Source organism: Kitasatospora sp. NPDC006697 (assembly GCF_042869935.1).
Classification (GTDB): domain Bacteria; phylum Actinomycetota; class Actinomycetes; order Streptomycetales; family Streptomycetaceae; genus Kitasatospora.
The window spans coordinates 237,746-261,406 of the sequence record NZ_JBIAGU010000009.1 but is presented as its reverse complement, the minus strand read 5'-3'; the positions used below and the strand labels follow the sequence as shown (position 1 = coordinate 261,406).

Here is a 23,661-nt window from a genome sequence, read left to right as displayed (position 1 = left end):
GCCCCCAACTTGGCCACTCGGCGTCAGCCTGGCCCCTTTCCCGCAACGGAGGACGTGTGAATGAAGGCCTCGATCGGTACCGCCCGACACCTGCACCCTGTGGGGACCCCCGGCGAGCTGTGCCGCTGGCACAACCGCGCGGCGCTCGCCACGACGGTGGCCGCCATTGCCCGCCGCCGGGGCCTGGATGCGACCGCTGACGACGGGGAGCTGGAGGCGTGCGCGGCGGAGGCCAAGGCCGCGCCGCTGAAGGCGCCCTTGTCGGCGGACACCCTGGCGGCGATCCGCTCGGCCCTCGGGCCTGCCCTGGGCCCCGGCAGTGCGCCGGCGGCCGTAGCGGAGGCGGTGTTCGGCGCACTGCCGGACCGGCCCATCCGCTTGGCCACGGAGGACGGGCAGGAGTTCTTCCTGGTGCCCATCCCCGCCACTCCATAATTGCTTAAGTCTATGTGTTGGGTTATGGTTGGGGCATCTTCGGTGCGAACGGGTCCCCGACCCGGCGCAGCCCACCGGCCCGCCGCGCACCGGTTCCTTCCCCCGGTGGACCGCCTTCCAGCAGTCCACCGGGACGCCCCGGCCCGTAGGGCCCGTAGCCACAGGGATGGCCAAGATGAACCGCCGACACTCCCGCGCGCTCAAGAGCCGCGACATCAGCGAAGTCTTCGTCGACGAGCTGACCGAGCGGGAGAGCGCTCTACGCGGCAACCACCTGTGGCTCGCCCCCAAGCTCGACCAGCTCTCCACCGGACGGCCGGTCACCCTGGGGCACACCGCACCGCCCGGCCTGACGCTCGCCAAACAGGCCGACCTGATCGACCTCGCCAGCCACGTGGGGATCTTCCGCCTGTGGGCCCGGCGGGGCAGGGTCACCTACGACCTCAACCAGCACCTCGCCGCAGAGTTGTACCGCTCGACCTCCGACACGCTGCCCGGCAACATCTTCAGCCAGCTTCCGCACATCAACCCGCTCGTCGTCCTCCCCGAACCCTGGCCGGTCCGCTACAAGGAGTCGGACGGCCTGGTGCGCGGCTTCTACCTCTTCGGCTTCAACCAGACCCCCGAGCAGCAGACCTACACCGACGAGGAGATCGAAGGGCTCGGCCTGCTCTTTGTCATCGACCTCCTCGACGAGGAGACGTGGGAGGTTCGCGGCCAGACCCACATACGGATGAACATCCCCACCGGGATGGAGAAATTCACCGTGGCCCAGGCCGTGGACTTCGCTGCCGCGAGGGCGGAGGCCCACTGGAGCCGGGCACGGGACAAGGCCGCCGTGTACACCCTGTTCGAGGAGCTGCTGAGACCCGCGCTGAGCGTCTTGATCTACCTGTGCTGCGACAACCGGGACTTGGCCGAGCCGCCCGCCGTCAAGCCGTCGAAGAAGAAGCGCCGGGCGGTCCACAAGAACCGCGACCCGTTCTTCGTCGAGATCGGATGGCGCGTCGGCCCCGCCTTGCACGCGGCCCGCCGGGCGGCGGGCCGCGTGCTGGACGGCGACGGCATCCCCTCCGGCGTCCAGCAGGCACCCCACCAGCGGTGCGGCCACTTCCGCCGGTTCCGGATCGGCAAGGCGCGCCAGGGCGAGACCACCCGCTGGGTGATGCCCTACTGGGTCCGTCTGGACCTCCTCCCCAAGGACACCGACCCGATCACCACCGTGGTCCCCGTAGACGAACAGCGCCACGACCCGCTCCGCACGCGAGGGCTGAAGCAGCGCCAGCGCCCGGAAACGGCCCTCGCGGCCTGAACCACCCCGGGTGCGGTGCCCCGACCCATCACCCACTCACTCGACATGGAGATCCGTCATGTCCGACCGCTCACCACTGCAGGTGTATCTCTACGCCGTCCACGAGGACGAGCAGGACGCCGTGCTCAGAGTCTTCGCCGAGGAGGAACTGGGCCTCGACTGGGGAGACACCGAGGAGCCGGAACCCGCCCGGCTGGTACTCGGCGAGTGCTACGGCACGCACGAGATCCCGCTCGGCAGTTCGGACCGCCTTGCCGCAGCCCTCCAGGAGCAGGCCCCCACCGCCGTCTTCAAGCTCTGGCAGGACCCCCACTGGTCGGGCGTGGACGGCCACTTCGTCGCCCACATGCCCGGAGTCGGCACCTACAAGACCGGCTGCACCGCGGACGGCGTGCCCCACACCGGCGTCGCGGGCCTCGCCAAGCAGCTGGCCGCCGTTCCCGCAGGAATCTCGGTCGGGGACTGGCTGGCCGGCGCCGGAGACCAGGTCCTCGGCATCACCGTGCTCGCCGCACTGGCGCCGTACGAGAAGAGCTGCTGATGAGCCCCGAACCCTTCATCGGACCGGCGGCGACCACCCGGGCGATCATCTGGGACGACTACCCACTGCTCGACTCTGGCGACCCCGCCAAGCGCGACCTCGAACTGGTCCACACCGGGTGTGGACAGCACCTGTGCGACGCGGAGCCCGGCGATGTGGTGCCCACGCTGATCGGCATGGTCACCGACCACCACACGGTGTGCGCCGGACAGCGGGCCCAGCGATGAGCAGCCCCGCCCCCGCCCTTCTCCAACCGTGGCAGGCTTGCGAGTTCGAGTCGTTTCTGCGCACCTGCCTCGACGAGAACCCGAGGAGCCAGGGGCAGGTCGCCACCTTCGCCGAGACCGGCTGCACCCACAGCCGGTTCGGGCTGCGGCTGACCCTCCCCACCGGTGCCGAGGTCTACCTCCAGATCGTGGCCGCCCGCCCTCCGGACGGGCGGGCCGAGCCGCAGGGGGCACCGCCGCCGCAGCTGCGCGCCGCCGCGCTGCCAGCGGTGGGCAAGACGCCGCTCACCGCCGTCGAGCGGTACCTGGTCGGCGTGCTGACCGCGCGGCAGGACCCGTTCATCCGCCGGGTCGAGCCGCTCAGCGCGGCGCGCGGTGCGATCCCCTTTGGTCTGAACGTCACCTTCCACTGCGGCGCGGCCGTCTGCTGCTACGTCGCCTACCTCGTACCCGCCGGCTACAGCAGGCCGCTCGGCGGCCCGTACCCCGCGCTGCGTCTGATCTGAACCGGCCAGCCGCAACCGGCGGACGGCCATACCTCCAACCCCCGCAAGGAACAGCCCTCATGAACACCATCGACCGAGAGACCGTGCGCGAACGGGCCCGGCAGCTCACGGCCCGGGTGGCCGACTACCGCTTGGCCCTTCTCGGCGGCGACCAGGCCACCGTCGAAAGCACCCGCGCCGACGGGCAGCGCGCCGCGCGCGCCCTGTTCGACGCGCAGCTTGAGGCCGGGCTCATCACCGCCGAGCAGCACCGCCGCCGCACCGCCGCACTGAGCAGCGAGTACCCCGGAACGGAGGCACAGGCGTGACCCTCCAGCCGTTCCCCCTGGCTCTCGCCGCTATCGAGGCGTTCACCGAATACGTTGGCCGCCTGCCGGCCAACGACGACAAGGGCGAGGCCATCACGGTGTGGGCGAACCGCGCTTCCGAGCTCTCCCGGGCCGCCGCTGACGCGGCGGCCCAGTACGCCGACGAGTCGTACCGCCTGGGCCAGATCACCACCGACCTCCTGGCCGACCGTCTGATCGAGGCGGAAGCTTTCCACTCCGGGAACCAGCGGATCGTCCGCAAGGTGCTGGCCGGCGTCGCCCGGGCCCGCGAGGACGCGGACAGCCCGCCGTGAGCGAGCCCCGCACAGCCGAGGAAGTACACAGAGCACTGGAAACACGGCCCCGGCCCGCACGGTCCCCCGGACGCTTTGCACCGGTGCTGAGGTTGGACCGCCAGCTGTTTTGGCATGATCCCCGATCAGGAGCGCGATCCCGCTCCGTGACCGAGGGGAAGAATCATGCGCAGCACACGGGGATGGGCCGCCGTTGTCGTAACGGCCATCGCGACGCTGTCGGCGGGGTGCGCCGGTTCCACATCGGGGCCCGCTTCCGACCCGGCGTCCACTCCGGCCACCGCCGCCGCAACGCCGGCCGGACTCCCCGCCGGGGTCACCGAACTGGGGGATGCCGTCCCCATCGCGGCGCAGGGCTGGACCTTGGAGGTGCAACCCTTCAAGGAGGCCGCCAGCACATCCGGCGAGGTGCCGGCCGGCTGGGCCGTCCTTCGCACCGCGGCGAAGTTCACCAACACCAGCGGCCAGATCACCCTGCTGCCGGCCACCGCGCTGACCGTCCGCTACGGACCGCTGGGGCGCCAGGCCGTCCCGGTCAAGGACCAGAGCCTCCCGGGGCTCCCCGCGCACGACGCTGGGGTGAAGGTCGCGCCGGGCGCTTCCTACACCGCCGAGATAGGGGTGGCCGTGCCCCCGCAGGGCCTGGGCCAGCGGGTCACCGTCACCGCCGAGGCCACCCAGGAGGGGATGGCGGAGGCGGACGACCTCTTCTTCGAGGGCGCCCTGCCCGGGAACGCCTCCTCGGCGTCCGGCTCTCCCGAGCCCACCGGTACGGCGCCGGCGTCGCCCGGACCTCTCCTGCCCTTCGGCGCCTGGTCGCCGGCGGGCCTGCGGCTCTCCCCGATCACGCTCGGGCCGGACACCGGTGGCAAGCGGACGGCGACGGCCGACCTGACCGTCACCAACGACGACCCGCGGCCGCGGCCGGGTCTGGGGATCACCCTGCGGGTGATGACCGGAGCCGGCCTCACCGACGCCGCGACCGTCACCCCGAGCCTGAACTACCCCGACGCCCCGATCGCGCCCTCGCGCTCGGCCACCGTCACCGTGCGGTTCACCCTCCCCTCCTCCGCCGTCCCCGGCCCGGTCACGGTCGAGGCCACCGACCGCGGCGACCGGATCACCTTCAGCGGCACCCTCGGCTGACGCCGAGGGCGGCGCCGGAGCGGGACGCGCCGAAACCTCTCGACACCGGTGGGCGGGAGTGGTCACACGGATACGCCTCGCGGCACCTCTATGGGATGACGCGCACCTCCGACCAGTCAGGAGCACCACTCCATGCCCCACCCGCTTCGCGCCGCGGCCATCGGCGCCGCCCTCGCCGCGGCAGCCACGCTCGCCGCCTGCACCCCCGTCGACATCGTGAAGTCGGCGCCCAAGGCTGCGGCCGGTCCCATGATGTCGGCCACGGCCGCTCTCCAGGAGCTCGACCGGCTCCCCGTCAAGGGCAGAGCTCCCCAGACCGGTTACAGCCGCGACCAGTTCGGTCCGGCTTGGAGCGACAACAGCACCGCGCCGGGCAGCCACAACGGCTGCTCGACCCGCGACGACATCCTCGCCCGCGATCTGACCGGCGTCGTGCGGCAGGGTCCGTGCACCGTCGTCTCAGGGACGCTCCACGACCCGTACACCGCGCGCACCATTTCCTTCACCCGAGGCGTCAAGACGTCGTTGGCCGTCCAGATCGACCACATCGTCCCCCTGAGCCTCAGCTGGCAGACCGGAGCGCAGCAACTGAGCGCCGCCGAGCGGCTCAGCCTCGCCAACGACCCGCTCAACCTGGTGGCGGTCGACGGCCCGACGAACGAGGCGAAGGGGGATGGAGACGCCGCCACCTGGCTGCCGCCGAACAAGCTGATCCGCTGCGGCTACGCGCAGCGCCAGATCGAGGTGAAGGCGAAGTACAAGCTGTGGCTGACCCCGCCGGAGAAGGACGCGCTGCGCCGCGTCCTGGACAGCTGCCCCGGTCCGGCCCTGCCGGGTGAGGGGGCGTCCCAGTGATGGGCGAGTACCGGGACGGGCTCCGGCCGCTCCCCTACGGCGGTGACGTGGACCGCTGGCACCGCGAAACGGTCCACGCCCTGCAGTACCACCTCGCCGCGTCGGGAGAGAGCCGCGCCGGCTCCGCGGCCTTCGAATCTGCCGTCGGCGCGGTGCGGACGGTGGAACGGGTGGAGTGGGGCTGGGTCCGATGGGGGTACCCGCTGGATTCGGAGGTGCGGTTCGAGAACGCCTTCCCCGCAGAGGTCGGGGTGGTCGCCCCGGCCGCGGGGGCGCGGTGGAAGCCGCTGCTCGCCCGTACGGTGTGGGGCCGGCGGCCGGCACCGTTCCTGCGCAGGATCGGCGGCGCCGAGCTGCCGGCCGCGGTGAGCGTGGGGCGCTTGGCCGTGGTCGTGGCCGCGGTCCTGCTGCTGCCCCCGGTGCTGGGCGACCGCCTGTCCGCGGGTGCGGCCCTGATCGTGGCCGCGGCGGCAGGCGTCGCGCTGGCCTGGGGCGGGCCGGGACTCGCCGCGATCGTCACCCGCCGCCATGTGCGGGTCGTCGATGCCACTGCCCCTCGGGCGGAGTACATCCACCGGCTCCTGGCCCTGCATCAGGCGGTGGCCGCGGCGGCAACGGCGTCGCCAGTGCCCGAGCTCCGGCGCGCGGCCGAGGCCGGGCACCGGCTCCTGTGGGACGCCGCCGGCCTGGTGCTGGCCGCCGGCGAAGACGGCGCGGGCCTCGACGTCGTCGAGGGCTACGAGGCCGCCTACCGGCGGCTGGGCGTGGCGGCTGCGGAAGCCGTGGGCGAGCACGAGCGCCTGGAGCACCGGCTGGCAGACCTGGACGAAGCCGGGCACGGGAGCCAGGCGCCGGGTGCCTACCTCGGCAGTAGGCGGTCCCGGCTCGTCGAGGACGCCGCCCCGGCGGAGCTCCTCGACGAACTCGCCGCCGGGCTGGACGAGCTGGCCGCCGGCCTGCGGGATGCCCAACAGGCCGTCACGCGCACAGCCGACGTAACGCCTGAGACCGGGGAGCAGCGCCATGGCGGCCGGTAAGCGGTGGGCCGCGGCGGCGACCGCGCGCGATCCTCTGGCGGCCGAGCGAGCGCGTCTGGCCGCGGCGTCGTTCGCCCGGGGCGTGGTGTGGGCCGTTCTGACGGTGAGCCTGCTGGGGACCGTGGTGACGGCGCCCTACCTTCCGAGCCCCTGGGGCAGGCCGGTGTTGTTGCTCGCCCTCCTGGGCGGCCTGGTGTCCGGACTGGTCACGCTCTACCGCCTGTTCATCGCCTTCATGGCGTTGTTCGCGCTCGGCCGCGGCGCCGTTCCGGGCCGGCTGAGCGCGCGGTCGAAGACCGCCGCGGAGACTGCGAGTCCGGAAGAAGGGCCGTGATCTCCGCCACAGGCGGCACGGGGCGCCTCTGCGGCACTCAGTGCCGCGCTGGGGACTGGGCGGGACCTTCGGCATGGCCGAAAGTACGGGGCCGATCGGTGCGACTGCGCAGGGCAACGGGCGCTCCACCGACCGCTGCCGCGTAGATGGCCAGGTCAGGGCCACACCAGAACAGATCGGACATAAGCCGCAAAGCGCAAGATCATCGTCAGAATAGATCTTGACGGCCGGAAAAGGTCGTGCAAGATTCGTATAAGTTACCGGTCAGATTCAGTCACGGGACAGGCACTATCCGCACACATGCGTGCGGTCACGGGGAGGGGGGTCGTGTGCATTTCAACGGAATGCTGACTCCCTATCAGATTCGGGGCGCAAGCCAATCCGAAGAAGTGCGGGCGTACTTGGCGGGCGGGCAGCACGCAGCCGCCACGTCACCGTCTGCTGCTTCAGGCACAGGCGGGACCAGCCCGTCCGGCGAGGAGCGCCTCGAGATCGCCGTCGAGACGGAGCAAGGTGGCGAACCGCGGAGTAACAGCCTTCAGCGCCGCCGCCCTGCGCCGACTGCGCACCACGGCCTCCTTGTCGCAGGACGACCTGGCGGCCATGGCCCGCGTGCGCGGGGCGCGGGTGGCCGGCACCCACATCTGCCTGTACGAACAGGGGCGACGAAAGCCGCAGTTGCCGACGGCGCAGGCCCTCGCCGACAGCCTGAGGGTGCCGCTGGACGCGCTCTTGTCGACCAGCCGGCCGGACGACGTGCAGAGGCTGCGGCTGTTGGCCGGCTGGAGCCAACGGGCTCTGGCGCACCGGCTGGGCATCGCCCAGGCCCGGTGGTCGCGGATCGAGCGGGGCGTCGCGGCGCTGGACGAGTCCAAGTTCCGGCTGGCCGCCGAATTGTTGAAGGTCACGGTCGAGCAGCTGTTGCGCTCGCTGGACGCCGCCACCGGCAGCCGGCTGCCGCGTGGTCGTCGCTAAAAGCATGTGACGACCCCGCACCGGCCGATTTAGGCTCCTTATCCATTTGATCAGCCGTTTACGCACTGGACGCGGAATTCCGCGGTCTGCCGATTTCCCATGCCTTTCAGCTTTCTGACCACCACTCATCAGGGGGATATGCCAGTGGCACCTTCAATCAGTGTTGAGATACGCCGGGTCGGCGTCTCCGCGGTGGTGGCCGCGGCCGCCGTGGCACTGCTGGCCGGCTGTGGGTCGGGCGGCGGCGAGGCCAAGGCGAGCGCGTCACCGTCCGCCTCGGCGACGTCGGCCACTCCTTCGCCCGACCCCAGCGCCACCGCGACCGAGCAGGTCCTGGCGGCGTACCGGGGGATGTGGGCCGAGCAGGCCAAGATCTACGCCGCGGGGAGCTTCTCCGGCTCGAAGCTGGAGGAGTACGCGGCCGACAAGGCGCTCTCCAAGGTCAAGGTGGCCGCGCTGTACTACCAGGACAACGGCCTGGTGGTGAAGGGCGCTCCGGTGCTGTCCCCGAAGGTCACCGACCTGTCGCTGGACACCAATCCGAAGAGCGCGACAGTCGTGGACTGCGTCGACAGCTCGAACTTTGTCCCGGAGAACGCCAAGACGGGCAAGAAGTCGGACCTCGACGGTGCCAACCGGCGCCACGTGCAAACCTCGAAGGCGTACTACGGCACGGGCAAGTGGCTGATCGTCGACTCCACCATCGACAAGGACAGCACGTGCTGAGCCGCAGAGGGGCGGGGGCGCTGATCGGCGCTCTCATCGCGCTCCTGGTCGCGCTCACCGTGCCCGTCGGCACGGCCAGCGCCGATGGCGGTGTCAAGTGCCCCGACCTCGTTCCTGACTGCGACATCCACGTCGGAGGCGGGGGCGGAGGTGGCACCGGCGGCACCGGCGGAGGTGGCAGCACCGGCGGAGGCGGCGGAGGCGGGGGCGGAGGAGCCGCTACCTGCGTCATCCACTGGAAGAACCCCAACGGCCAGGAAGTCGGCGAGGTGCCTTGCTACAAGGAGGGCGTCGGCTGGTTCAACTACACGGACCAGTGCTACTGGGACCTCCTCAACCCCCAGCCCCCCGCGGACGCCCCTGACTGGCAGTGGGGCAGCGGAGCGCCCTCGGACCCCGCAGCCCGGGCCAAGGGGAAGGCGTACAACGTCATCTGCCCAGGCATCGGCCGCGAGCTGGCCGGCGGCACCAGCTGGAGCCTGAACCCGCCTCCGGGCTTCGGCGGCGGCCCCTCCCCCGAGGAGCTCGCCCAGGAAGCCATCAAGAAGATGCGGCTGCTCGGCGCCCAGATCGGCACGGCGCCCGGCAACGGCACGACCGGCATCGTCGGCATGCCCGTGTGGATCTGGAACGTGAAGACCGACCGCACCTGGGGCCCCGTCTCCGCGAGCGCCTCGGCCGGAGGCATCACGGTCAACGCCACAGCCAACGTGCAGAAGATCGTCTACACGATGGGCGACGGCGGCGGTGTGACCTGCACCAGCGCAGGCACTCCCTACAACGCGTCCTACGGCGGCAGCGCCTCCCCCGACTGCGGCTACCGGTACACCAAGACCTCCAGCGCCTTCTCCGTCGGTGCCGTCACCACCTGGACCGTGCACTGGGAGGGCGGAGGCCAGCAGGGCGACATCACCACGACCCGCGCCTCCGGAGGCGTGAACCTCGCCATCGGCGAAGCCCAGGTCGTCGCCAAGCCGTGACTCGCCCGCACACGTAAGGAATTACCCAGATGAGCACCACCACGGGGCACGCCCCCGAAACCACCGACCCGCAGACGCCGGCTCCCAAGTCGATCGTCCGCCAGCCCGTCGTCCGCCGACGCCGCCCCGGCTTCATCGCCATGGCCGTCGCGCTGGTTGCGGTCGGCGTCGGCGCCAACGCGTGGCTGTACATGTCCACGGGCAACCGCGAGCCGGTCGTCGCCGTCGCGCACGACGTGCCGATGGGCGCCCAGCTCACCGCCGACGACCTCGTGGAAGCCCGGATCGCCACCGACCCGGTCCTCACCCCGGTGCCGGCCAGCCAGCTGAAGAAGATGATCGGCAAGCGCACCACCGTGGGCCTGACCAAGGGCAGCCTGCTGACCAGCCAGTCGGTCACCGACCAGCCCCTGATCAAGCAGGGCCAGTCGCTGGTGGGCGTCTCGCTTGCCCCCGCGCAGATCCCCGCCGGCCAGCTGAGCCCCGGCCAGAAGGTCAACGTCATCCACACGCCGAAGAACAACGCAGCCGCTGCTGGCGACGGCGCCACCGGCAGCAACAAGAACACCACGGTGCAGGCCGTCGTCATTGAGGTCGGCAAGGCCGACAACAGCGGCGACCACGTCGTGGACCTCGCCGCCAACACCCTGGACGCCGCGACCCTGGCCCAGTGGTCCGCGAACGGCGAGGCCTCCCTCGTCGTCGTGCCCTCGGAGAGCTGACATGGCCGTCATCGCCTTCGCCGGCGCCAGCGGCGGCCCCGGAGTGACCGCGACCGCCCTCGCGGCGCTGCTCACCTGGCCGCTCCCGCAGGGACGCCGCGCCATCCTGGCAGAGTGCGACCCGGACGGCGGCTCGATCGCCGCGGGCTACCTCGAGTCGCGGATCCTGGGCGACTACGGCCTGCACAACCTGGAGGTCGCCCACCGCCGCCGCCAGCTCGACCAGGACTTCTGGTACCAGCTGATCGACCTGTCCGACAAGGACGCCCAGGACCGTCTGCTGCTGCCCGGCCTGACCAACCCCGCCCAGGCCGCCGGCCTCAGCCAGGTCTGGCAGCGCCTCGGTCTGCTCTTCGAGCAGCTGCAGACCCAGGACCCCGGCTACGACGTCCTGGTGGACCTCGGCCGCTCCGGCGCCACCGGCACGGCCAGCGCCCTGGCCAAATCCGCGGACATCGTCGCCGTCGTCGTGCGCCGCACCCTGCGCTCGGCCAGCGCCGCCAAGCCCCGGGTCGAGGCGCTGCGCGCCGCCCTCGAGGTCCGAGGCCGCGACAGCGGCCGGCTCGGCCTGGTGGTGATCGACGACGGCGACTTCAGTCCACGGGACATCGCCGAGCAGCTGCAGCTGCCCATCTTCGCGACCCTCCCCCACGACCCGAGGGCCGCCCAGGTCCTCTCCCACGGCGGCGACGGCGGCCGGTACTTCGGCCGCTCCGCCCTGCTGCGCGAAGCACGCGCCATGTCCGAACAGCTGCGCGGCCTGGCCGTCCAGGAACAGCAGAGGCTCCTCGCACCGACGGTGCGCTCGCGGACCGTCCTCGACCGAATGAAGGGAGCTGTCGATGCAGCGCGGTAAGCCCCTGTACGCGCCAGGCCAGGCCTCGTACCTGCCCCAGCAGGTCCCCGTCGCGGGATTCCCCGTCGTGCCCGGCCCGGTGGCCCCGGCCCCGGTGACGGCGCAGGCGCCGGCCAGGGACGGCCGCGTGGTCTCCCGCAAGTCGCTGTGGGACTGGCAGACCGTCAACAGCCTGCGCGAGGAGCTCAGCCGCCAGATGGCGCCCGAGTTCCAGGCGTACCGGGAGAGCAACAAGCGGGACATGCCCGCCGACGACGCCGAGCAGCGCGGCTGGGAGATCATCAACGAGCTCGTCGCCCGCTGGGCTGCGGACTTCGCCGCGGCCCGGCAGATCTCGCCGGCCGAGTCGGACGAGACCAGCCTCGCGCAGGCGGTGTTCGACGCCCAGTTCGCCCACGGCCGCCTCCAGCCCTACCTGGACGACCCGACGGTGGAGAACATCCTAATCAACGGGTGCGACGACGTGTGGATCGACCGCACCGACCGCCCCCGCGAGCAGGTCGACCCCGTCGCGGAGAGCGACGAGGAACTGGTCGAGTTCCTCCAGATGCTCGCCCGCCGCCACGGTGCCGGCGAGCGGAGCCTGTCCAAGGCGTCGCCGACCCTGGCCCTGCGGCTGTCGGACACCTCGCGTCTGCAGGCGATGACCGAGTCCACCCCGCGGCCGTACGTGACCATCCGAAAGCAGCGGATCCGCTCCGTCACGCTGGAGGACCTGGTCAAGTACGGCACCATCGACGCCGGGATGATGCACTTCCTCAAGGCCGCCATGGCCGCGGAGAAGAACATCATGATCAGCGGGACCCAGGGCGTCGGCAAGACCACGATGATCATCGCGCTGGCCCGTGAGATCGACCCCCAGGAGCGCGTGGGCACGCTCGAGACGGAGTACGAGCTCTTCCTCCACGAGGTCGGACACCTCAAGCAGGTCGTCCCGATGGAGGCCCGCGAAGGCAACGGCGAGCGGGTCGACGGCCGCGAGGTCGGCGAGATCGAGATCGCGGACCTGATCGCCCCCTCCCTGCGCATGATGCTGCGCCGCATGATCGTCGGAGAGGTCCGCTCCCGGGAGATCGTCCCGATGCTCCAGGCAATGTCCGCGGGTGAGGGCGGGTCGCTGTGCACGATCCACAGCCGCAAGGCGGAAGGCGTCTTCGCGCGCATCGCCCAGCTGTGCATCCAGCACGGCGACGGGATGACCCAGGAGCTGGCCTACCTGATCGCCGGCGCCGCGCTGGACTTCGTCGTCCACGTCAAGATGATCGACGAGACCCGCCTCGGCGGTAAGAAGGTGCGCTTCGTCGAGCAGATCCTGGAGGTGACCGGCGAGGCCAGCGAGACCGGCCTTCCGGCCACCAACAAGATCTTCGCGCCGCGCCCCGGGTCCCGTGACCCCCGCGCCGTGCCGACCGGCGTCAACCCGGCCTGCCTGGACGATCTGGTGCGCGCCGGCTTCAACCCGGAATGGCTGCGCAACGAGAACGGCAGCTGGGGCAGCCCGCTGGAGCTGAAGCGGACGGCGGTGGCCTGATGGGTCTGTTGATCGCCGGCTTCGCCGCGCTGTTCCTCATCGGCGGCCTCGTCCTGTTCGTCGTAGGCGTGCGCGGCACCGAGGTGACCGACCGTCCGGTCAAGGTCAAGCGCACCCTCCCGCCCAAGACCAAGCGGCTGCGGCAGCTGCAGATCAGCGGCGCCGCCGTCACCGGCATGCTGACCTGGCTGGTCTCCGGATGGCTCCCCTCCGCCCTGCTGGTCGCCGGCGCCGTCTTCTTCCTGCCGTGGCTCATCAACCCGAACAAGGCCGCCAACGAGCAGATCGAGCGGCTGGACGCGCTCGCCCAGTGGACCAAGCGCCTCTCCGACCTGGTCCGCACCGGTACCGGCATCGAGGAGGCGATCGCGGTGTCGGTCCGCACCGCCCCGCGGCCCATCGAACGCGAGGTCGCGGACCTGGCAGTGCGCCTGCAGTCACGGGTCTCCGCAGAGGACGCGCTGACCGCGTTCGCGCGGGCGATCGGCGACCCCAGGGCAGACCTGGTCGCCGCGGCGCTGCTGCTGCGGATGAAGGACCGCGGGCCCGGCCTGGCGGACGTCCTGTCCGACCTGGCGGCCCGCACCTCCAACGTGGTCCGCCGCCGCCGCGACGTCGAAGCCGACCGGGCCAAGCACCGCACCACCACCCGCTGGATCTGCGCGATCACCCTGGTGGTGATCGTCGGATTCAGCTTCAACAAGGCCTACATCGAGCCCTACGGCACCCCGCTGGGGATGCTCGTGCTGGTCATCCTGATGGCCGCGGTCGTCGCCCTGTTCTGGTGGATGAGCCGCCTCGGCATGGACAAGCCCCTGCCCGGCTTCATGGAGTACGACGAGCGTGCCGCCGGCTCGGACACCGACCCGGTGCTCGCGGAGGTGGCACGATGAACGAACTCACCGTCGCCCTGCTGGCCGGCGCCGGCATCGGACTGGGGCTGTTCTTCCTCGTCCGCGAGCTGCTGCCCTCCGGACCGGCACTCGGCCCCGCGCTGGAACGCCTCCACGGCAAGGCCCAGGCCCCCGTCCGCCGGCGCGACGACAACCGCCCGCTGATCGAGCGCGTCGGTGACCGGGTCGCCGAGCGGGTCAGGGACTGGCCCGGCGTCAGCGTGCCGGTCAAGAACCTCAACCTGGTCGGCGACAGCGTCGGCGAGTTCTTCGGCAGCAAGGCCCTGCACTTCGTCGTCGGGCTGCTCCTGCCCAGTTTCTTCTCGCTGGTCGTCACCCTCGCGGGGATCGACCTGCCCTTCTTCCTCACCGGCCTGGCCGGTGTGGCCGCCGGGGTGGGCCTGTGGTTCCTCCCCGACGCGCAACTGGCCAAACGGGCCGCCCAGGCCCGCGCGGAAGCAGCACAGGCCGTCATGGCCTACATGGAGCTCGCCGCGATGGAGCGCATCTCCAGCTCCGGCGCCCAGGACACCCTGGAGCGGCCGGCCGAGGTCGGCAACGGCTGGGCCTTCCGCCGCATCCAGGCCGCCCTCGTCCGCGCCCGCCTGGACCGGGCACCCGCCTGGGACGCGCTGCGCTCCATCGCCGACGAGCTCGACGTGCCCGCGGCTGGCGACATCGCCGACATCGTGGCCAGCGCCGGGACCGACGGCGCCGCGATCTACAGCACCCTGCGCAGCCGGGCCGAGAGCCTGGCCGACGAGCAGGCCGCCGCCGAGCAGGCACGGGCGAACGCCGCCTCCGAAAGCCTGATCGTGCCGGTGACCTTGCTGTCCATGGTCCTGCTGGTCTTCTTCGGCTTCCCCTCCGTAGTCCGCATTTTCCTCGTCTGAACCACACTCACAAGGAGCACATCACCATGAACACCTCTCCCGCTCTGCGCATGGCGGTCACCGCGTACACCGCGCTCGCGCACCTCCTGTCGACCGCCGAGCAGAAGTTCACCGACGCCCGCGAGGAGGGCGACCGCGGCGACAACAACATCTCCACGATCATGTGGATCGTCGGCATCGTGGCGTTCGCCGCGATAGCCATCGCCGCGTTCAAGGTCCTCGGCCAGTCCAAGCTCGACGACATGAAGGGCCTGTAAGTGGCTCTTCGGGCACTCGCCCGTCGTATCCGGCAGCGGTGGCGGGAGGACGACGGCGACGCGAGCCTGCAGATGCTCATCTGTTTTCCCGCCGCCCTGCTGCTGACCTTCATGGTGATCGAGACGTGCAACGTCTACTTCGCCAAGCAGGCCGCCACCACCGCGGCCCGCGAGGCCGTCTCCAGTGCTCGCGCCTACGGCAACAGCACCGGAGACGGCGTCGAGCGGGCCAACGCCGTCTTCCAGCGTGTCCACGGCACCCTGGTCAACCCCCGGGTGAGCACGTCCGGCTCCAACGCGAACCGCGTCATTTTCACCGTCACCGCCAAGGCACCGTCCCTGCTCGGTCTCAACATCACGATCACCGAGCGGGCCACCGGCCCGGTAGAGAGGTGGACCACCCCGTGACCAGCAGTTCACGGTTCCTGCGCCGCCTCCTTCGCGGTGACGACGACCGCGGCAGCGTTGCCATCGAGTTCGTGATGTGGGTCCCCGCCGCGATCCTGTTCCTCGCGATCGCGTTCGTGGCGGGGCGCATCGTCATGGCCGGCAACGCCGTCGACTCCTCGGCCGCGGCCGCCGCTCGCGAGGCCTCGATCGCCCGCAGTCCCGGTGAGGCGCAGACCAACGCGCGCACCGCCGCCGAGGTCGCGCTCTCGGACCAGAAGCTCAAGTGCGCCAGCACCAGCGTCAGCGTGGACACCTCCGGCTTCAGCGCCCCGCTGGGGACCTACGGCGCCGTCACCGTCCGGGTCAGCTGCACCGTGCAGCTGAACGACCTCGGCTTCTCCATCGGCTCCAAGACCGTCCAGTCCAGCTTCACCTCCGTGATCGACAGGTACAGGCAGCGATGAGCACCACCACCTCCGCCTCCCGCCTCGACTGGCTCCGCGACGACCGCGGTTCGCTGTCGATGTGGTGGCTCCTGATGGTCATCCCGATGTTCGTCATGCTCGGCCTGTGCTTCGACCTCGGCGGCAAGCTGCGCGACGTCGAGCGGGCAGACGCGATCGCCGCCGAGGCCGCACGCGCCGGCGGCCAGGCGATCGACCCGGCAAAGGCGATCGCCGGCACCGGGGTCGTCCTGGACCCCGGCGCGGCGCAGCAGGCGGCCTACCAGTACCTCAACTCCGCCGGCGTCCGCGGCTCGGTCACAGTCAGCGGCGACGGCAAGACCATCAACGTCCACGTCACCATTCAGCACAAGACGATTTTCTTGCAGGTCATCGGCCAGTCCTCGCTCCCCGTCGAGGGTCACGCCAGCGCTGAGCTCCTGCACGGCATCGGCGCTCCGGAGGGATGATCCGCGCCATGACACCGACTCGCCCCCACACCGCCCGGCGCCGCCTCCGGGCGGTCGATGTCGTCCGCGGCCTGGTCAGCCTGGTGGTCCTGCTCGCCCTCCTCACGGGACTGCCCGTGCTGCTGTGGGCTCTGACCGGCGTGCTACTGCCCGAAGGGGTGTCACTCAACGAGATCACCTCGCTGCTGACCAGCCACCAGCTCGGCGCACCGTTCTTCGCCGTCATCATGGCGATCGGCTGGATCGGCTGGGCCACGTTCGCCCTGTCCACGCTGCTGGAGATCCCCGCCCAGTTGCGCGGGCGCCCCACCCTGCGCCTGCCAGCCCTTGGCTTCCAGCAACGCATGGCCGGCGCCCTGGTCAGCAGCGTCCTGGTGCTCCTGCCCGTCGGAACCGCCATGGCGGCGCCAGCCTCGGCCGCCCCCGTCGTCACGCACTCCCCCACCGCCGTCACCGCCCCGGCAACCGTGCAGGCGGCCACGACCGCCGACACCCCCGCGGCACGCACTGCCGACCAGCACCCGGGGACCTACACCGTCGAGGCCCGCGACAGCCTGTCGAAGATCGCCCTCAAGCAGCTCGGGGACGCCTCCAGGTGGCGGGAGATCGCCACGGCCAACGACGGCAAGACCATGGTCGACGGGACGACGTTCTCCACCCGCAGCGCCCTCCAGCCGGGCTGGAAGCTGGCGATGCCCACGGACTGGAACCCCACCGACCGCGAGCACCGGGTCCAGCCCGGCGAGACGCTCTCCTCGATCGCGGCGAAGGAACTCGGCAGCGCCGACGCGTACCCCAAGCTCGCCGAGCTCAACGAGGGAGTGCAGCAGCCGGACGGCCGGACCCTGACCGATCCCGACAAGATCTACCCGGGCTGGGAACTCCAGCTGCCGCACACCGCCGCCAAGCCCTCCGGCGACGCCTCCGCACCGGCGCAGACCCCGGACACGGGAGGGGGCGGCCAGTCCGCCCACGGCACCCAGGACAGCAAGGGCGCCGGATCGACCGCCGACACCCCCGCGCCCCACACCGGCGACGGGGCGGGCCAGAGCAGCACCCCGACGGCGGAGCCCACCAAGGAAGCACCGAAGCCCCCGGCGACTCCGGACGCCGGCGCCGACCACGGCCAGCCGGCGGCCACCCCGAGCATCGCGCCCACCAACCCGCAGGCCGAGCAGCCCCAGACCCCCGCCGCGGCAACGGCCGACGACGCAGAGGACTCCTCCGTCGCCTCGGTGGCCCTGGCCGCCACCAGCCTGTTCGCCGCCGCCGTCCTGGGTGTCCTTGGCGGCCGACGCGCGCTCCAGCAGCGCCGCCGGCGCCCGCGGCGGCGGATCCCAATGCCGCAGCAGGCCACCGCCACAGCCGACCTGGAGAAGCAGCTGCGGGCCGCCTCCGACCCCGAGGGTCTCGACCTGGTCGATGTCGCCCTGCGCACCCTGGCGGCCAACTGCGCCAAGGCCGGCCAGCCGCTCCCGCCGCTGGAGGCCGTCCGCGTCACCGCCCGGGGCCTGGAGCTGTACCTGTCGGCGCCGACCCCGCAGACCGCGCCGTTCACCGAGATGGAGGACGGCCCGGACCGCTGGTCATGCCCGGCCCGCGGCGCCCAGCTCCTGGACGAGGACCAAGCCCGCGACACCATGCCCCCCTACCCGGCGCTCGTCAGCCTCGGGGAGACCGACGAAGGCGAACCGGTGCTCGTCAACCTCGAGTCCGTCGGCGCGCTGCGCCTGACCGGCGCCAGCACCGACATCCGCGCCGTCATGCTGGGTATGGCCGTCGAGCTGGCCTCCTCCGGCCTGTCCGACGACACCACGCTGCTCCTGGCCGGCCTCGGCGAGGAGATCGCCGGCGTCTTCCCCATCCGGGTCGAGTACCAGGAGGACCTGGCGCAGTCCCTGCCGGAGCTGCGCGCCCACGACGCCCTGCAGCGCGCCGCGCTGGAGGCCGGCGACTTCGACGATCTCGCCCAGGGCCGCCTGTCCGAGGACGGCGGCGACACCTGGATCCCCAAGGTGCTGATCGCCCCCACCACGCCCCGCGGCGACGATGCAGAGGCCCTGGCCGATCTTCTGTCCTCCCGCCCCCGCACCGCGACCGCGATCGTCACCGAGGCCGGGGACGAACTCGATGTCCCCGGCGCGTGGACGCTGCCGGCCGCGCCCGGCAGCCCCGTACAGCTGCCCGGCCTGGACCTGACCGTCACCCTGCAGAGGCTGGAGGAGGAGGCGTACCTGCCGCTGGTTCAGCTGCTCGCCACGGCCGCTCGCACCGACGACGTCCCGGCCCCCGCCTGGACTCACGCGCCCGACGGCACCGCCGTGCTGAACGGCCCGAGCCCGGTCCCGCAGCCGGGCGACTCCGCCCTCGCGCAGGACACCACGGAGGATGGCGCCGACGACGAGGACACCGAGCTGGAGGACGCCGGCGGGCAGCAGCCTGCCGCGCCGCCCGCCGCTCCGATCGTGCAGGTGGCGGTCAGCTCGCTCAGCTTCGCCTCCGCCACCGCGGTGCCCGACCTCGGCCTCAGCGCCCTGGCCCCCTCGGTCACCGGCGCGAGCGCGAGCGCGAGCGGCGGCGACCTCGTGAAGGAACCCGAAGCCGAAACCGCACAGGAGGGGAACGCGTTGCCCAAGGAGCTCTTCGACGAGACGCTCCAGGAGGTCCTCGACGAACGCGACACGGAGGACCCCGAGGAGGAAGTTACGGCCGAGCCACAGGAGCCCGAGGACCTGGACGAGCTCGCCGGCGAACAGCCGCAGGAGGATTCCGCCCTCGCCCCGGCCGCTCTCGGACGTCCCGAGGCCCGCCCGGCCGATCCCCCAGCCGCGGCCCCCGCACGGCCGGCCACCCGGGTCACCGCCGTCACCTCCGGCGTGCTGGCCGCCCTGAACACACCGCCGGACCCACCGTCCGCCCCGCAGATCCGCGTCCTTGGACCCGTCGACGTGATCAGCACCCTCGGCAAGGTCGAGTCCTACCGCCGCAACGGGCTCACCGAGATCGCTGCCTGGCTCGCCCTGCACCCGGGCAAGTCCCGCCACGAGCTGGACGAGGCGATCTGGCCCGGCCAGCGGATACTCGCCGACACCCGCAACACAGCGATCTCCAAGCTGCGGGCCTGGCTCGGCCGCGACCCGCTCCTTGCGGCCGACGACCCCTCCGGCGCCTACCTGCCGACTATCAGGGGCGGCGTCTACAGCTTCAACTCCCAGGTCACCAGCGACTGGCAGGAGTTCCAGGCGTACTACCGGGAAGGGATGCACTACTCCGGCACGGAGGCCGACACCGCGCTGGCCAACGCGTTGGCGCTCGTGCGCGGCCGGCCGTTCAGCGACATCAACCAGTCCAAGTACGCCTGGGCCGAGTACGACATCCAGGAGATGATCTCGGCCGTCGTCGACGTCGCGCACGAGCTCGCCACCCGGCGCATGGCGGTGCACGACTACCGCGCCGCGCTCGCGGCGGCCTCCCGCGGGCTGGTGTGCGACACGATGAGCGAGTTGCTCTACCGGGACCTGTTCACCGTCTACAGCGAGACCGGTGACCGCCAGGGGATGGAGCGGACGGCTCATCAGCTGACGCGCATCGAGATCGAGAGCGGGTCCGATTCCGCGCCCGAGACGGTGGCCCTGATCAACGCGCTGATGGACGCGAACCGCATCGCGTCCGCCTGACCGGGCACGCGAAGGGGGCCTGCCCGCACCGGACTTCCGGTACGGACAGGCCCCCGACGTTTCGAGTCCTTGCCCGCTTCGTTCAGGCGTCGGCCGCGAGGCTCAGCGCGGCCACCCGGGCCTGTTCGAGGAGGGGCAGGAAGTCCTCTTGGCAGGTCCCGAGCGTGAGAGGCCGCTCGGACGGGGTGACCAGGTCCCAGCCGTGGGGCTGGAGACGAACCACGAGAGAGGGCTTGGGAAACTGGTCGCCGAAGCGCATCGGCCCGGTGCGGGGCGCGATGACGAGCACGTGCAGACCGGCCAGCGGCACGTCCTGCGATCGCACGGCGCGCACCGCCGCACCGATGCAGTCAAGCTCCCGGGCCACTGCCGCTGTCTCTTCCGGGGTGGACGAGCGCTCCACCCGCCACTCGATGTTGACGGGGTCCTTGCCGGGCCTGAAGTCTGGCCAACTCAGCGAGGGGTGCACGCTCCGCATCCACGCGCACATCGCGGTCCGCTTGTGGGCCTCGTCCCGGCCACGACCTCGCACCGACCACCAGTGGAGAACGCCCTCCGTTCCCCCGTGGGCCAGAGCCGCAGCACTCTGGGCCACCACGATCCGCTCCTCCAGGTCCGTGACCTCGCGCTCCAGGGCTGTCACCCGCCCGCGCGCGGCCTCGAGCTCGACGCGCGCGGTGGCGAGTTGCTCGCCAAGGCGCACCGGGTCTTCGGTCGGGTCCGTTGAACCAGCCATCTGCTATTGCCTCTTCTCTTCGGATCGGGTGCCGGGCCCCGGTCGCTGTTCGTCCGGATTCCGGGTTCGGCCCGGGACGGGACTGTTCGCCAAGAAGGCCACGCCGGCCCGCCTCTGTTCGGCGGGTGGGGCCCAAGGCGGGGCGACAACTAGACATTAACCATGACTCATGGAGTTAAGCAACTCTCGTTTGGTGCTGCATCGTCTCGAAGAGCCGGGCCGTGGAGGCGCCGTCGGCTCCGCCCGCCCGTGGACGCGCGGCGGTGCTCTGCGAGGATCGGCGGCGTGGAAGAGATGCGAGCCCGTCCCGGGTGGAAGCAGGTCCCGATGCCGCCGGCCGTCGCCGGCCTCCCCCGCGACGTCCGGGGATATCCGGTGGGTTGGACGACGCTCTGGGAACCGCGCGACGCTCCGGGCCGATCGTCGGTGATCCGCAGCCCCGAGGAGGGCCCGGTGCTGTGGTGCTACTGCGCGACCGGCACTGGGACCCCGCTGCTGGGACAGGTGTGTCCCCGACGCCAGCGCACGGCGATGGCCCGGAGGCGCTGCCAGCTGTGCGGTACTTCGATCGACCGGGACGCGAAGGTCGTCTTCATCGCCGGCGAGTCGGAGGGGACCGCCGCCCAGCTCGTGCGGGAGCCACCGCTGCATGCGGCGTGCGCCGCCTACGCCGCTCGCGTCTGCCCCTACCTGGTGGTCGGGAGTCGTGCAGGGGCGCTGCGCGTCGTTGAGGCGCCGTCCTACCAGCTGTTCGAGGAGCGGGTCCGGCCCGGCGGCTTGGATCCGGAGGCGGACATGCTCAGGGAGGTGTTCCCCATCGGGAGCAGCGCGGCGCCGCGGTTCGGCGCGCTGGAGAACCTGCTGGCCGTCCCCGCGGGCACCTGGGTTCCCTTCGCGACCTGGTTCGCCGGCCTTCCTCCTTCGGGTTCTCGTGGTTGACCCTGCGCGATCCCGGCCGGCACGGTCACCGAGCGCGCCAGTCGGAGCGGACTTCGTCCCAGACGTGCCCGAGCCACCACAGCCGGGTCGGGTTTTTCCAGTACTTGCGGGCCAGCCAGCGGTAGCGGCCGGGGCGGAGCCGCCCCACTGGCGCGGGCAGGCGCAGCCGGGTCATCTGCGCCAGCGGGCGCTCGCGGTACTCGTGGGAGGCGTTCCAGGCGTCCAGTTCGGCGTCGCCGCTCGGGCAGCGGGGGCAGGCTGGGATCCGGTGCCGGGCGCAGAAGTCGTGCCAGGTGCGTAGGAGTTCGGACTCGTAGGTCTCGGGGGCGCCGTGGTGGCGGAAGCGGAATCGGGGCATGGGGCTATCCTCGGCGGTCGGGTGGGGCGGCGGGTGCTCAGTCGCGGTCAGCGGTCCTGGCTTCCCGTGGCCCGGATTCGGCGGGCGGTTTGCAGAAGGAGGGCAAGCACGGTACTTCCCGTACCCGGTAGCGGCTCCAGACGACGTGGTGGTCGCACAGGATGCGTTTCGTCTCGCCGTGGATGCAGCGTTCGGCGATGTGCAGGTGGGGCGGCAACGGGGGCTCCTGCTGGTGGGGCCGGGCCCGGCGGTCGAAGAAGCCGGGCCCGGCGGGCGGGCGGTCGTCAGTACCGGAGGCGGGTGCCGTCGAACACGGCGTCGGCCGGGAGGGAGGCGCCGGGCAGCAGGCCGGTGATGACCCGGTGGGGAGCGCCGGGGACGGCGGCGAGCCGGACCGCCGGTGCAGCGGCTTGGCCGACATGCGGGTGTCGTCGGTGGTCATGCCGATGAGGCGCTGCTGCGGGAGGTGGATCAGGAGGGCGTCGCCGATGGTGTAGCCGTGGTGGCGGTAGAAGTCGTCCAGGGCGGGCTCGTGGTCGACCGTCACCAGGCCGTACCCGGCTCGCGTGAACCGCTGCTCGGCGGCGCCGATCAGGGCGGCGGCCACTCCCCGGCGGCGGTGGTCGGGTGGACGGCCACGCCGTGGATGATGCCCAGGCTGCGGACCATGTGGCCCAGCAGGGGAAGGCTGTCGATGCCGGGGTGGGTGTACAGCCATTTCGGCGGGCCGCCGAGCGCCGCGCCGATGAGGGTGCCGGTCTCGTTGTCCTCAGCGACCAGGGCCAGGCTCCGGTCGTGGGAGAGGGGCGGCATGGGCAGTGAGGCCAGGACGTCCCGGGCCATGCCGAAGGGGTCGGGGTCGAAGGGGTCGGCGAGGGCGATCACCGGCATGAAGGTGTCGGTGTCACCGGGGCGGGCGTCGCGCACCGTGAATGCGGCGCTGCCGGTGGAGGGTCGGGGGCCGGGAAGCGGTGCCATGGCAGAGGTCTCCTGGGGAAGTGGGAAGTGAGAAGGACGGTCGTCGCGGTCAGCGGGAGGCGCGGCGGTCCAGGGCGCGCAGAACGTCGGTGAGCGTGCCGTCGGAGACGGTGTGCATCGGATCGCGGGTGGTGCGGCGCTGGGGGTCGTAGGCGTAGACCCGGGCCTTCGCGCCGAAGAAGCGCATCAAGGTGTGCGCCGTCTCCAGGAGTTGCACCTCGTCGGGCAGGCTGCCGAAGTCCGGTTCGGTGTGCAGAACGGCGAACCGGCGGCGGTCCGCGTACGGGAACTCGCCCCGGTGCCTGCGGCGCGGGACGAAGCCCCACTGCTCGTGGAAGTTGTCCCAGTGGTCCTGAACGGCTGCGGAGGGGTGGCCCTCGTAGGGCTCGCGGGTGATCGTCGCGCCCGGCTCGTCGAGCAGCCAGGTGATGCGGTGCGGCTTGTCCCACATGGCGCCGCTGTCGATGAAGAGGCTGTCGTTGGGGGCCGTGGCCGTCCAGACCTCCGGCTCGGTCCACTCCCCGCCGTCCGCACCGGGGAGTTCCTTGGGGCCCACCCCGGCGACGACCGCCGTACTCGTTCCGTCGCCGTTGTCGCGCAGCCAGGCGTATTCGCCGGCGGTGGCGGTGAACCCGGGCCCGGGGCTCCACTGCGGGGCATCGGGGAACGCCGCTTCGGGGAAGGAGAGCACGACCGTGACGCGGCCGCGGCGGTCGAATCGGCGGGGGTTCCAGGTCTGGTTGATGGCGGCCTCTATGTGGCGGCGCAGGCTTCGCTTCATGTGCGGGTACTCCTCGGCTGGAACGGGGCGCGGCAAGGGAC

General features: G+C 71.7%; 30 protein-coding genes. 25 read left to right on the top strand and 5 right to left on the bottom strand.

Annotated features, from left to right (window positions below):
- Window positions 1-60 precede the first annotated feature (60 nt).
- The 24 genes from ACFYNO_RS15495 (at window position 61) to ACFYNO_RS15380 (ending at window position 19,828) form a co-directional block, all read left to right on the top strand.
- The gene (locus tag ACFYNO_RS15495; RefSeq protein WP_388011402.1) at window positions 61-435 is read left to right on the top strand and encodes a hypothetical protein; all 375 of its coding nucleotides are present in this window, start codon (window positions 61-63) and stop codon (window positions 433-435) included.
- 175 nt (window positions 436-610) lie between these two features.
- The gene (locus tag ACFYNO_RS15490; RefSeq protein ID WP_388011400.1) at window positions 611-1,747 is read left to right on the top strand and encodes a hypothetical protein; all 1,137 of its coding nucleotides are present in this window, start codon (window positions 611-613) and stop codon (window positions 1,745-1,747) included.
- A 58-nt stretch (window positions 1,748-1,805) separates the two neighbouring features.
- Window positions 1,806-2,288 (top strand): hypothetical protein, encoded by a 483-nt coding sequence (locus ACFYNO_RS15485; protein WP_388011398.1) that lies wholly within the window; start codon window positions 1,806-1,808, stop codon window positions 2,286-2,288.
- On the top strand, window positions 2,288-2,515 hold the full coding sequence (locus ACFYNO_RS15480) for a hypothetical protein (RefSeq protein ID WP_388011396.1): 228 nt from the start codon (window positions 2,288-2,290) through the stop codon (window positions 2,513-2,515). The genes ACFYNO_RS15485 and ACFYNO_RS15480 overlap by 1 nt, the downstream gene beginning before the upstream one ends.
- Window positions 2,512-3,021: a hypothetical protein gene (locus ACFYNO_RS15475; RefSeq protein ID WP_388011394.1), complete on the top strand. Its 510-nt coding sequence runs from the start codon at window positions 2,512-2,514 to the stop codon at window positions 3,019-3,021. The genes ACFYNO_RS15480 and ACFYNO_RS15475 overlap by 4 nt, the downstream gene beginning before the upstream one ends.
- A 59-nt stretch (window positions 3,022-3,080) precedes the next feature.
- Window positions 3,081-3,329: a hypothetical protein gene (locus tag ACFYNO_RS15470; RefSeq protein ID WP_388011392.1), complete on the top strand. Its 249-nt coding sequence runs from the start codon at window positions 3,081-3,083 to the stop codon at window positions 3,327-3,329.
- Window positions 3,326-3,643: a hypothetical protein gene (locus tag ACFYNO_RS15465; protein WP_388011390.1), complete on the top strand. Its 318-nt coding sequence runs from the start codon at window positions 3,326-3,328 to the stop codon at window positions 3,641-3,643. The genes ACFYNO_RS15470 and ACFYNO_RS15465 overlap by 4 nt, the downstream gene beginning before the upstream one ends.
- Before the next feature lie 369 nt (window positions 3,644-4,012).
- The gene (locus tag ACFYNO_RS15460) at window positions 4,013-4,789 is read left to right on the top strand and encodes a hypothetical protein (protein ID WP_388011388.1); all 777 of its coding nucleotides are present in this window, start codon (window positions 4,013-4,015) and stop codon (window positions 4,787-4,789) included.
- 132 nt (window positions 4,790-4,921) lie between these two features.
- Window positions 4,922-5,644, top strand: a complete 723-nt coding sequence (locus ACFYNO_RS15455) for an HNH endonuclease family protein (protein WP_388011386.1) — start codon at window positions 4,922-4,924, stop codon at window positions 5,642-5,644.
- Between the two features lie 47 nt (window positions 5,645-5,691).
- Window positions 5,692-6,681 carry a hypothetical protein gene (locus ACFYNO_RS15450; RefSeq protein ID WP_388011384.1) on the top strand — a complete coding sequence of 330 codons (990 nt, stop codon included), beginning with the start codon at window positions 5,692-5,694 and terminating at the stop codon, window positions 6,679-6,681.
- Complete coding sequence (locus tag ACFYNO_RS15445; protein WP_388011382.1) at window positions 6,668-7,015, top strand: hypothetical protein; 348 nt, start codon at window positions 6,668-6,670, stop codon at window positions 7,013-7,015. Before ACFYNO_RS15450 ends, ACFYNO_RS15445 begins: the two co-directional genes overlap by 14 nt.
- Window positions 7,016-7,528: 513 nt before the next feature.
- Window positions 7,529-7,990 carry a helix-turn-helix domain-containing protein gene (locus ACFYNO_RS15440; protein ID WP_388011380.1) on the top strand — a complete coding sequence of 154 codons (462 nt, stop codon included), beginning with the start codon at window positions 7,529-7,531 and terminating at the stop codon, window positions 7,988-7,990.
- A gap of 144 nt (window positions 7,991-8,134) precedes the next feature.
- On the top strand, window positions 8,135-8,716 hold the full coding sequence (locus ACFYNO_RS15435; RefSeq protein ID WP_388011378.1) for a hypothetical protein: 582 nt from the start codon (window positions 8,135-8,137) through the stop codon (window positions 8,714-8,716).
- Between the two features lie 269 nt (window positions 8,717-8,985).
- The gene (locus ACFYNO_RS15430; RefSeq protein WP_388011376.1) at window positions 8,986-9,696 is read left to right on the top strand and encodes an ATP/GTP-binding protein; all 711 of its coding nucleotides are present in this window, start codon (window positions 8,986-8,988) and stop codon (window positions 9,694-9,696) included.
- A gap of 29 nt (window positions 9,697-9,725) precedes the next feature.
- Complete coding sequence (locus ACFYNO_RS15425) at window positions 9,726-10,418, top strand: SAF domain-containing protein (protein WP_388011374.1); 693 nt, start codon at window positions 9,726-9,728, stop codon at window positions 10,416-10,418.
- A 1-nt stretch (window position 10,419) separates the two neighbouring features.
- Window positions 10,420-11,274 (top strand): hypothetical protein, encoded by an 855-nt coding sequence (locus ACFYNO_RS15420; RefSeq protein ID WP_388011372.1) that lies wholly within the window; start codon window positions 10,420-10,422, stop codon window positions 11,272-11,274.
- Window positions 11,261-12,805, top strand: coding sequence for a CpaF family protein (locus ACFYNO_RS15415; protein WP_388011370.1), 1,545 nt, complete (start codon window positions 11,261-11,263; stop codon window positions 12,803-12,805). Before ACFYNO_RS15420 ends, ACFYNO_RS15415 begins: the two co-directional genes overlap by 14 nt.
- On the top strand, window positions 12,805-13,698 hold the full coding sequence (locus ACFYNO_RS15410; protein WP_388011368.1) for a type II secretion system F family protein: 894 nt from the start codon (window positions 12,805-12,807) through the stop codon (window positions 13,696-13,698). The genes ACFYNO_RS15415 and ACFYNO_RS15410 overlap by 1 nt, the downstream gene beginning before the upstream one ends.
- Window positions 13,695-14,591 (top strand): type II secretion system F family protein, encoded by an 897-nt coding sequence (locus tag ACFYNO_RS15405; RefSeq protein ID WP_388011366.1) that lies wholly within the window; start codon window positions 13,695-13,697, stop codon window positions 14,589-14,591. Before ACFYNO_RS15410 ends, ACFYNO_RS15405 begins: the two co-directional genes overlap by 4 nt.
- 26 nt (window positions 14,592-14,617) lie before the next feature.
- Complete coding sequence (locus tag ACFYNO_RS15400) at window positions 14,618-14,848, top strand: hypothetical protein (protein ID WP_153469907.1); 231 nt, start codon at window positions 14,618-14,620, stop codon at window positions 14,846-14,848.
- The gene (locus ACFYNO_RS15395) at window positions 14,849-15,256 is read left to right on the top strand and encodes a TadE/TadG family type IV pilus assembly protein (RefSeq protein ID WP_388011364.1); all 408 of its coding nucleotides are present in this window, start codon (window positions 14,849-14,851) and stop codon (window positions 15,254-15,256) included.
- Window positions 15,253-15,702 carry a TadE/TadG family type IV pilus assembly protein gene (locus ACFYNO_RS15390; RefSeq protein WP_388011362.1) on the top strand — a complete coding sequence of 150 codons (450 nt, stop codon included), beginning with the start codon at window positions 15,253-15,255 and terminating at the stop codon, window positions 15,700-15,702. Before ACFYNO_RS15395 ends, ACFYNO_RS15390 begins: the two co-directional genes overlap by 4 nt.
- Entirely contained in the window at window positions 15,699-16,151 is a 453-nt protein-coding gene (locus ACFYNO_RS15385; RefSeq protein ID WP_388011360.1) for a pilus assembly protein TadG-related protein, read from the top strand. The genes ACFYNO_RS15390 and ACFYNO_RS15385 overlap by 4 nt, the downstream gene beginning before the upstream one ends.
- 8 nt (window positions 16,152-16,159) lie before the next feature.
- Window positions 16,160-19,828, top strand: a complete 3,669-nt coding sequence (locus ACFYNO_RS15380) for a LysM peptidoglycan-binding domain-containing protein (protein WP_388011358.1) — start codon at window positions 16,160-16,162, stop codon at window positions 19,826-19,828.
- 82 nt (window positions 19,829-19,910) lie between these two features.
- On the opposite strand, the gene ACFYNO_RS15375 is transcribed toward ACFYNO_RS15380, so the two are convergent.
- On the bottom strand, window positions 19,911-20,564 hold the full coding sequence (locus ACFYNO_RS15375) for a hypothetical protein (protein ID WP_388011356.1): 654 nt from the start codon (window positions 20,562-20,564) through the stop codon (window positions 19,911-19,913).
- Between the two features lie 375 nt (window positions 20,565-20,939).
- On the opposite strand from ACFYNO_RS15375, the gene ACFYNO_RS15370 reads away from it, so the two are divergent.
- The gene (locus ACFYNO_RS15370) at window positions 20,940-21,503 is read left to right on the top strand and encodes a hypothetical protein (RefSeq protein WP_388011354.1); all 564 of its coding nucleotides are present in this window, start codon (window positions 20,940-20,942) and stop codon (window positions 21,501-21,503) included.
- A 25-nt stretch (window positions 21,504-21,528) separates the two neighbouring features.
- On the opposite strand, the gene ACFYNO_RS15365 is transcribed toward ACFYNO_RS15370, so the two are convergent.
- From ACFYNO_RS15365 to ACFYNO_RS15350, 4 genes are read right to left on the bottom strand one after another with little or no spacing between them, the layout of a single operon-like run.
- Complete coding sequence (locus ACFYNO_RS15365; RefSeq protein ID WP_388011352.1) at window positions 21,529-21,861, bottom strand: hypothetical protein; 333 nt, start codon at window positions 21,859-21,861, stop codon at window positions 21,529-21,531.
- Window positions 21,862-21,898: 37 nt separating this feature from the next.
- Window positions 21,899-22,468 (bottom strand): hypothetical protein, encoded by a 570-nt coding sequence (locus ACFYNO_RS15360; protein WP_388011350.1) that lies wholly within the window; start codon window positions 22,466-22,468, stop codon window positions 21,899-21,901.
- A complete protein-coding gene (locus tag ACFYNO_RS15355; RefSeq protein ID WP_388011348.1) occupies window positions 22,453-22,839 on the bottom strand; it encodes a hypothetical protein in 387 nt (128 codons plus the stop codon). Before ACFYNO_RS15355 ends, ACFYNO_RS15360 begins: the two co-directional genes overlap by 16 nt.
- 49 nt (window positions 22,840-22,888) lie before the next feature.
- Complete coding sequence (locus tag ACFYNO_RS15350; protein WP_388011346.1) at window positions 22,889-23,620, bottom strand: hypothetical protein; 732 nt, start codon at window positions 23,618-23,620, stop codon at window positions 22,889-22,891.
- Window positions 23,621-23,661 lie beyond the last annotated feature (41 nt).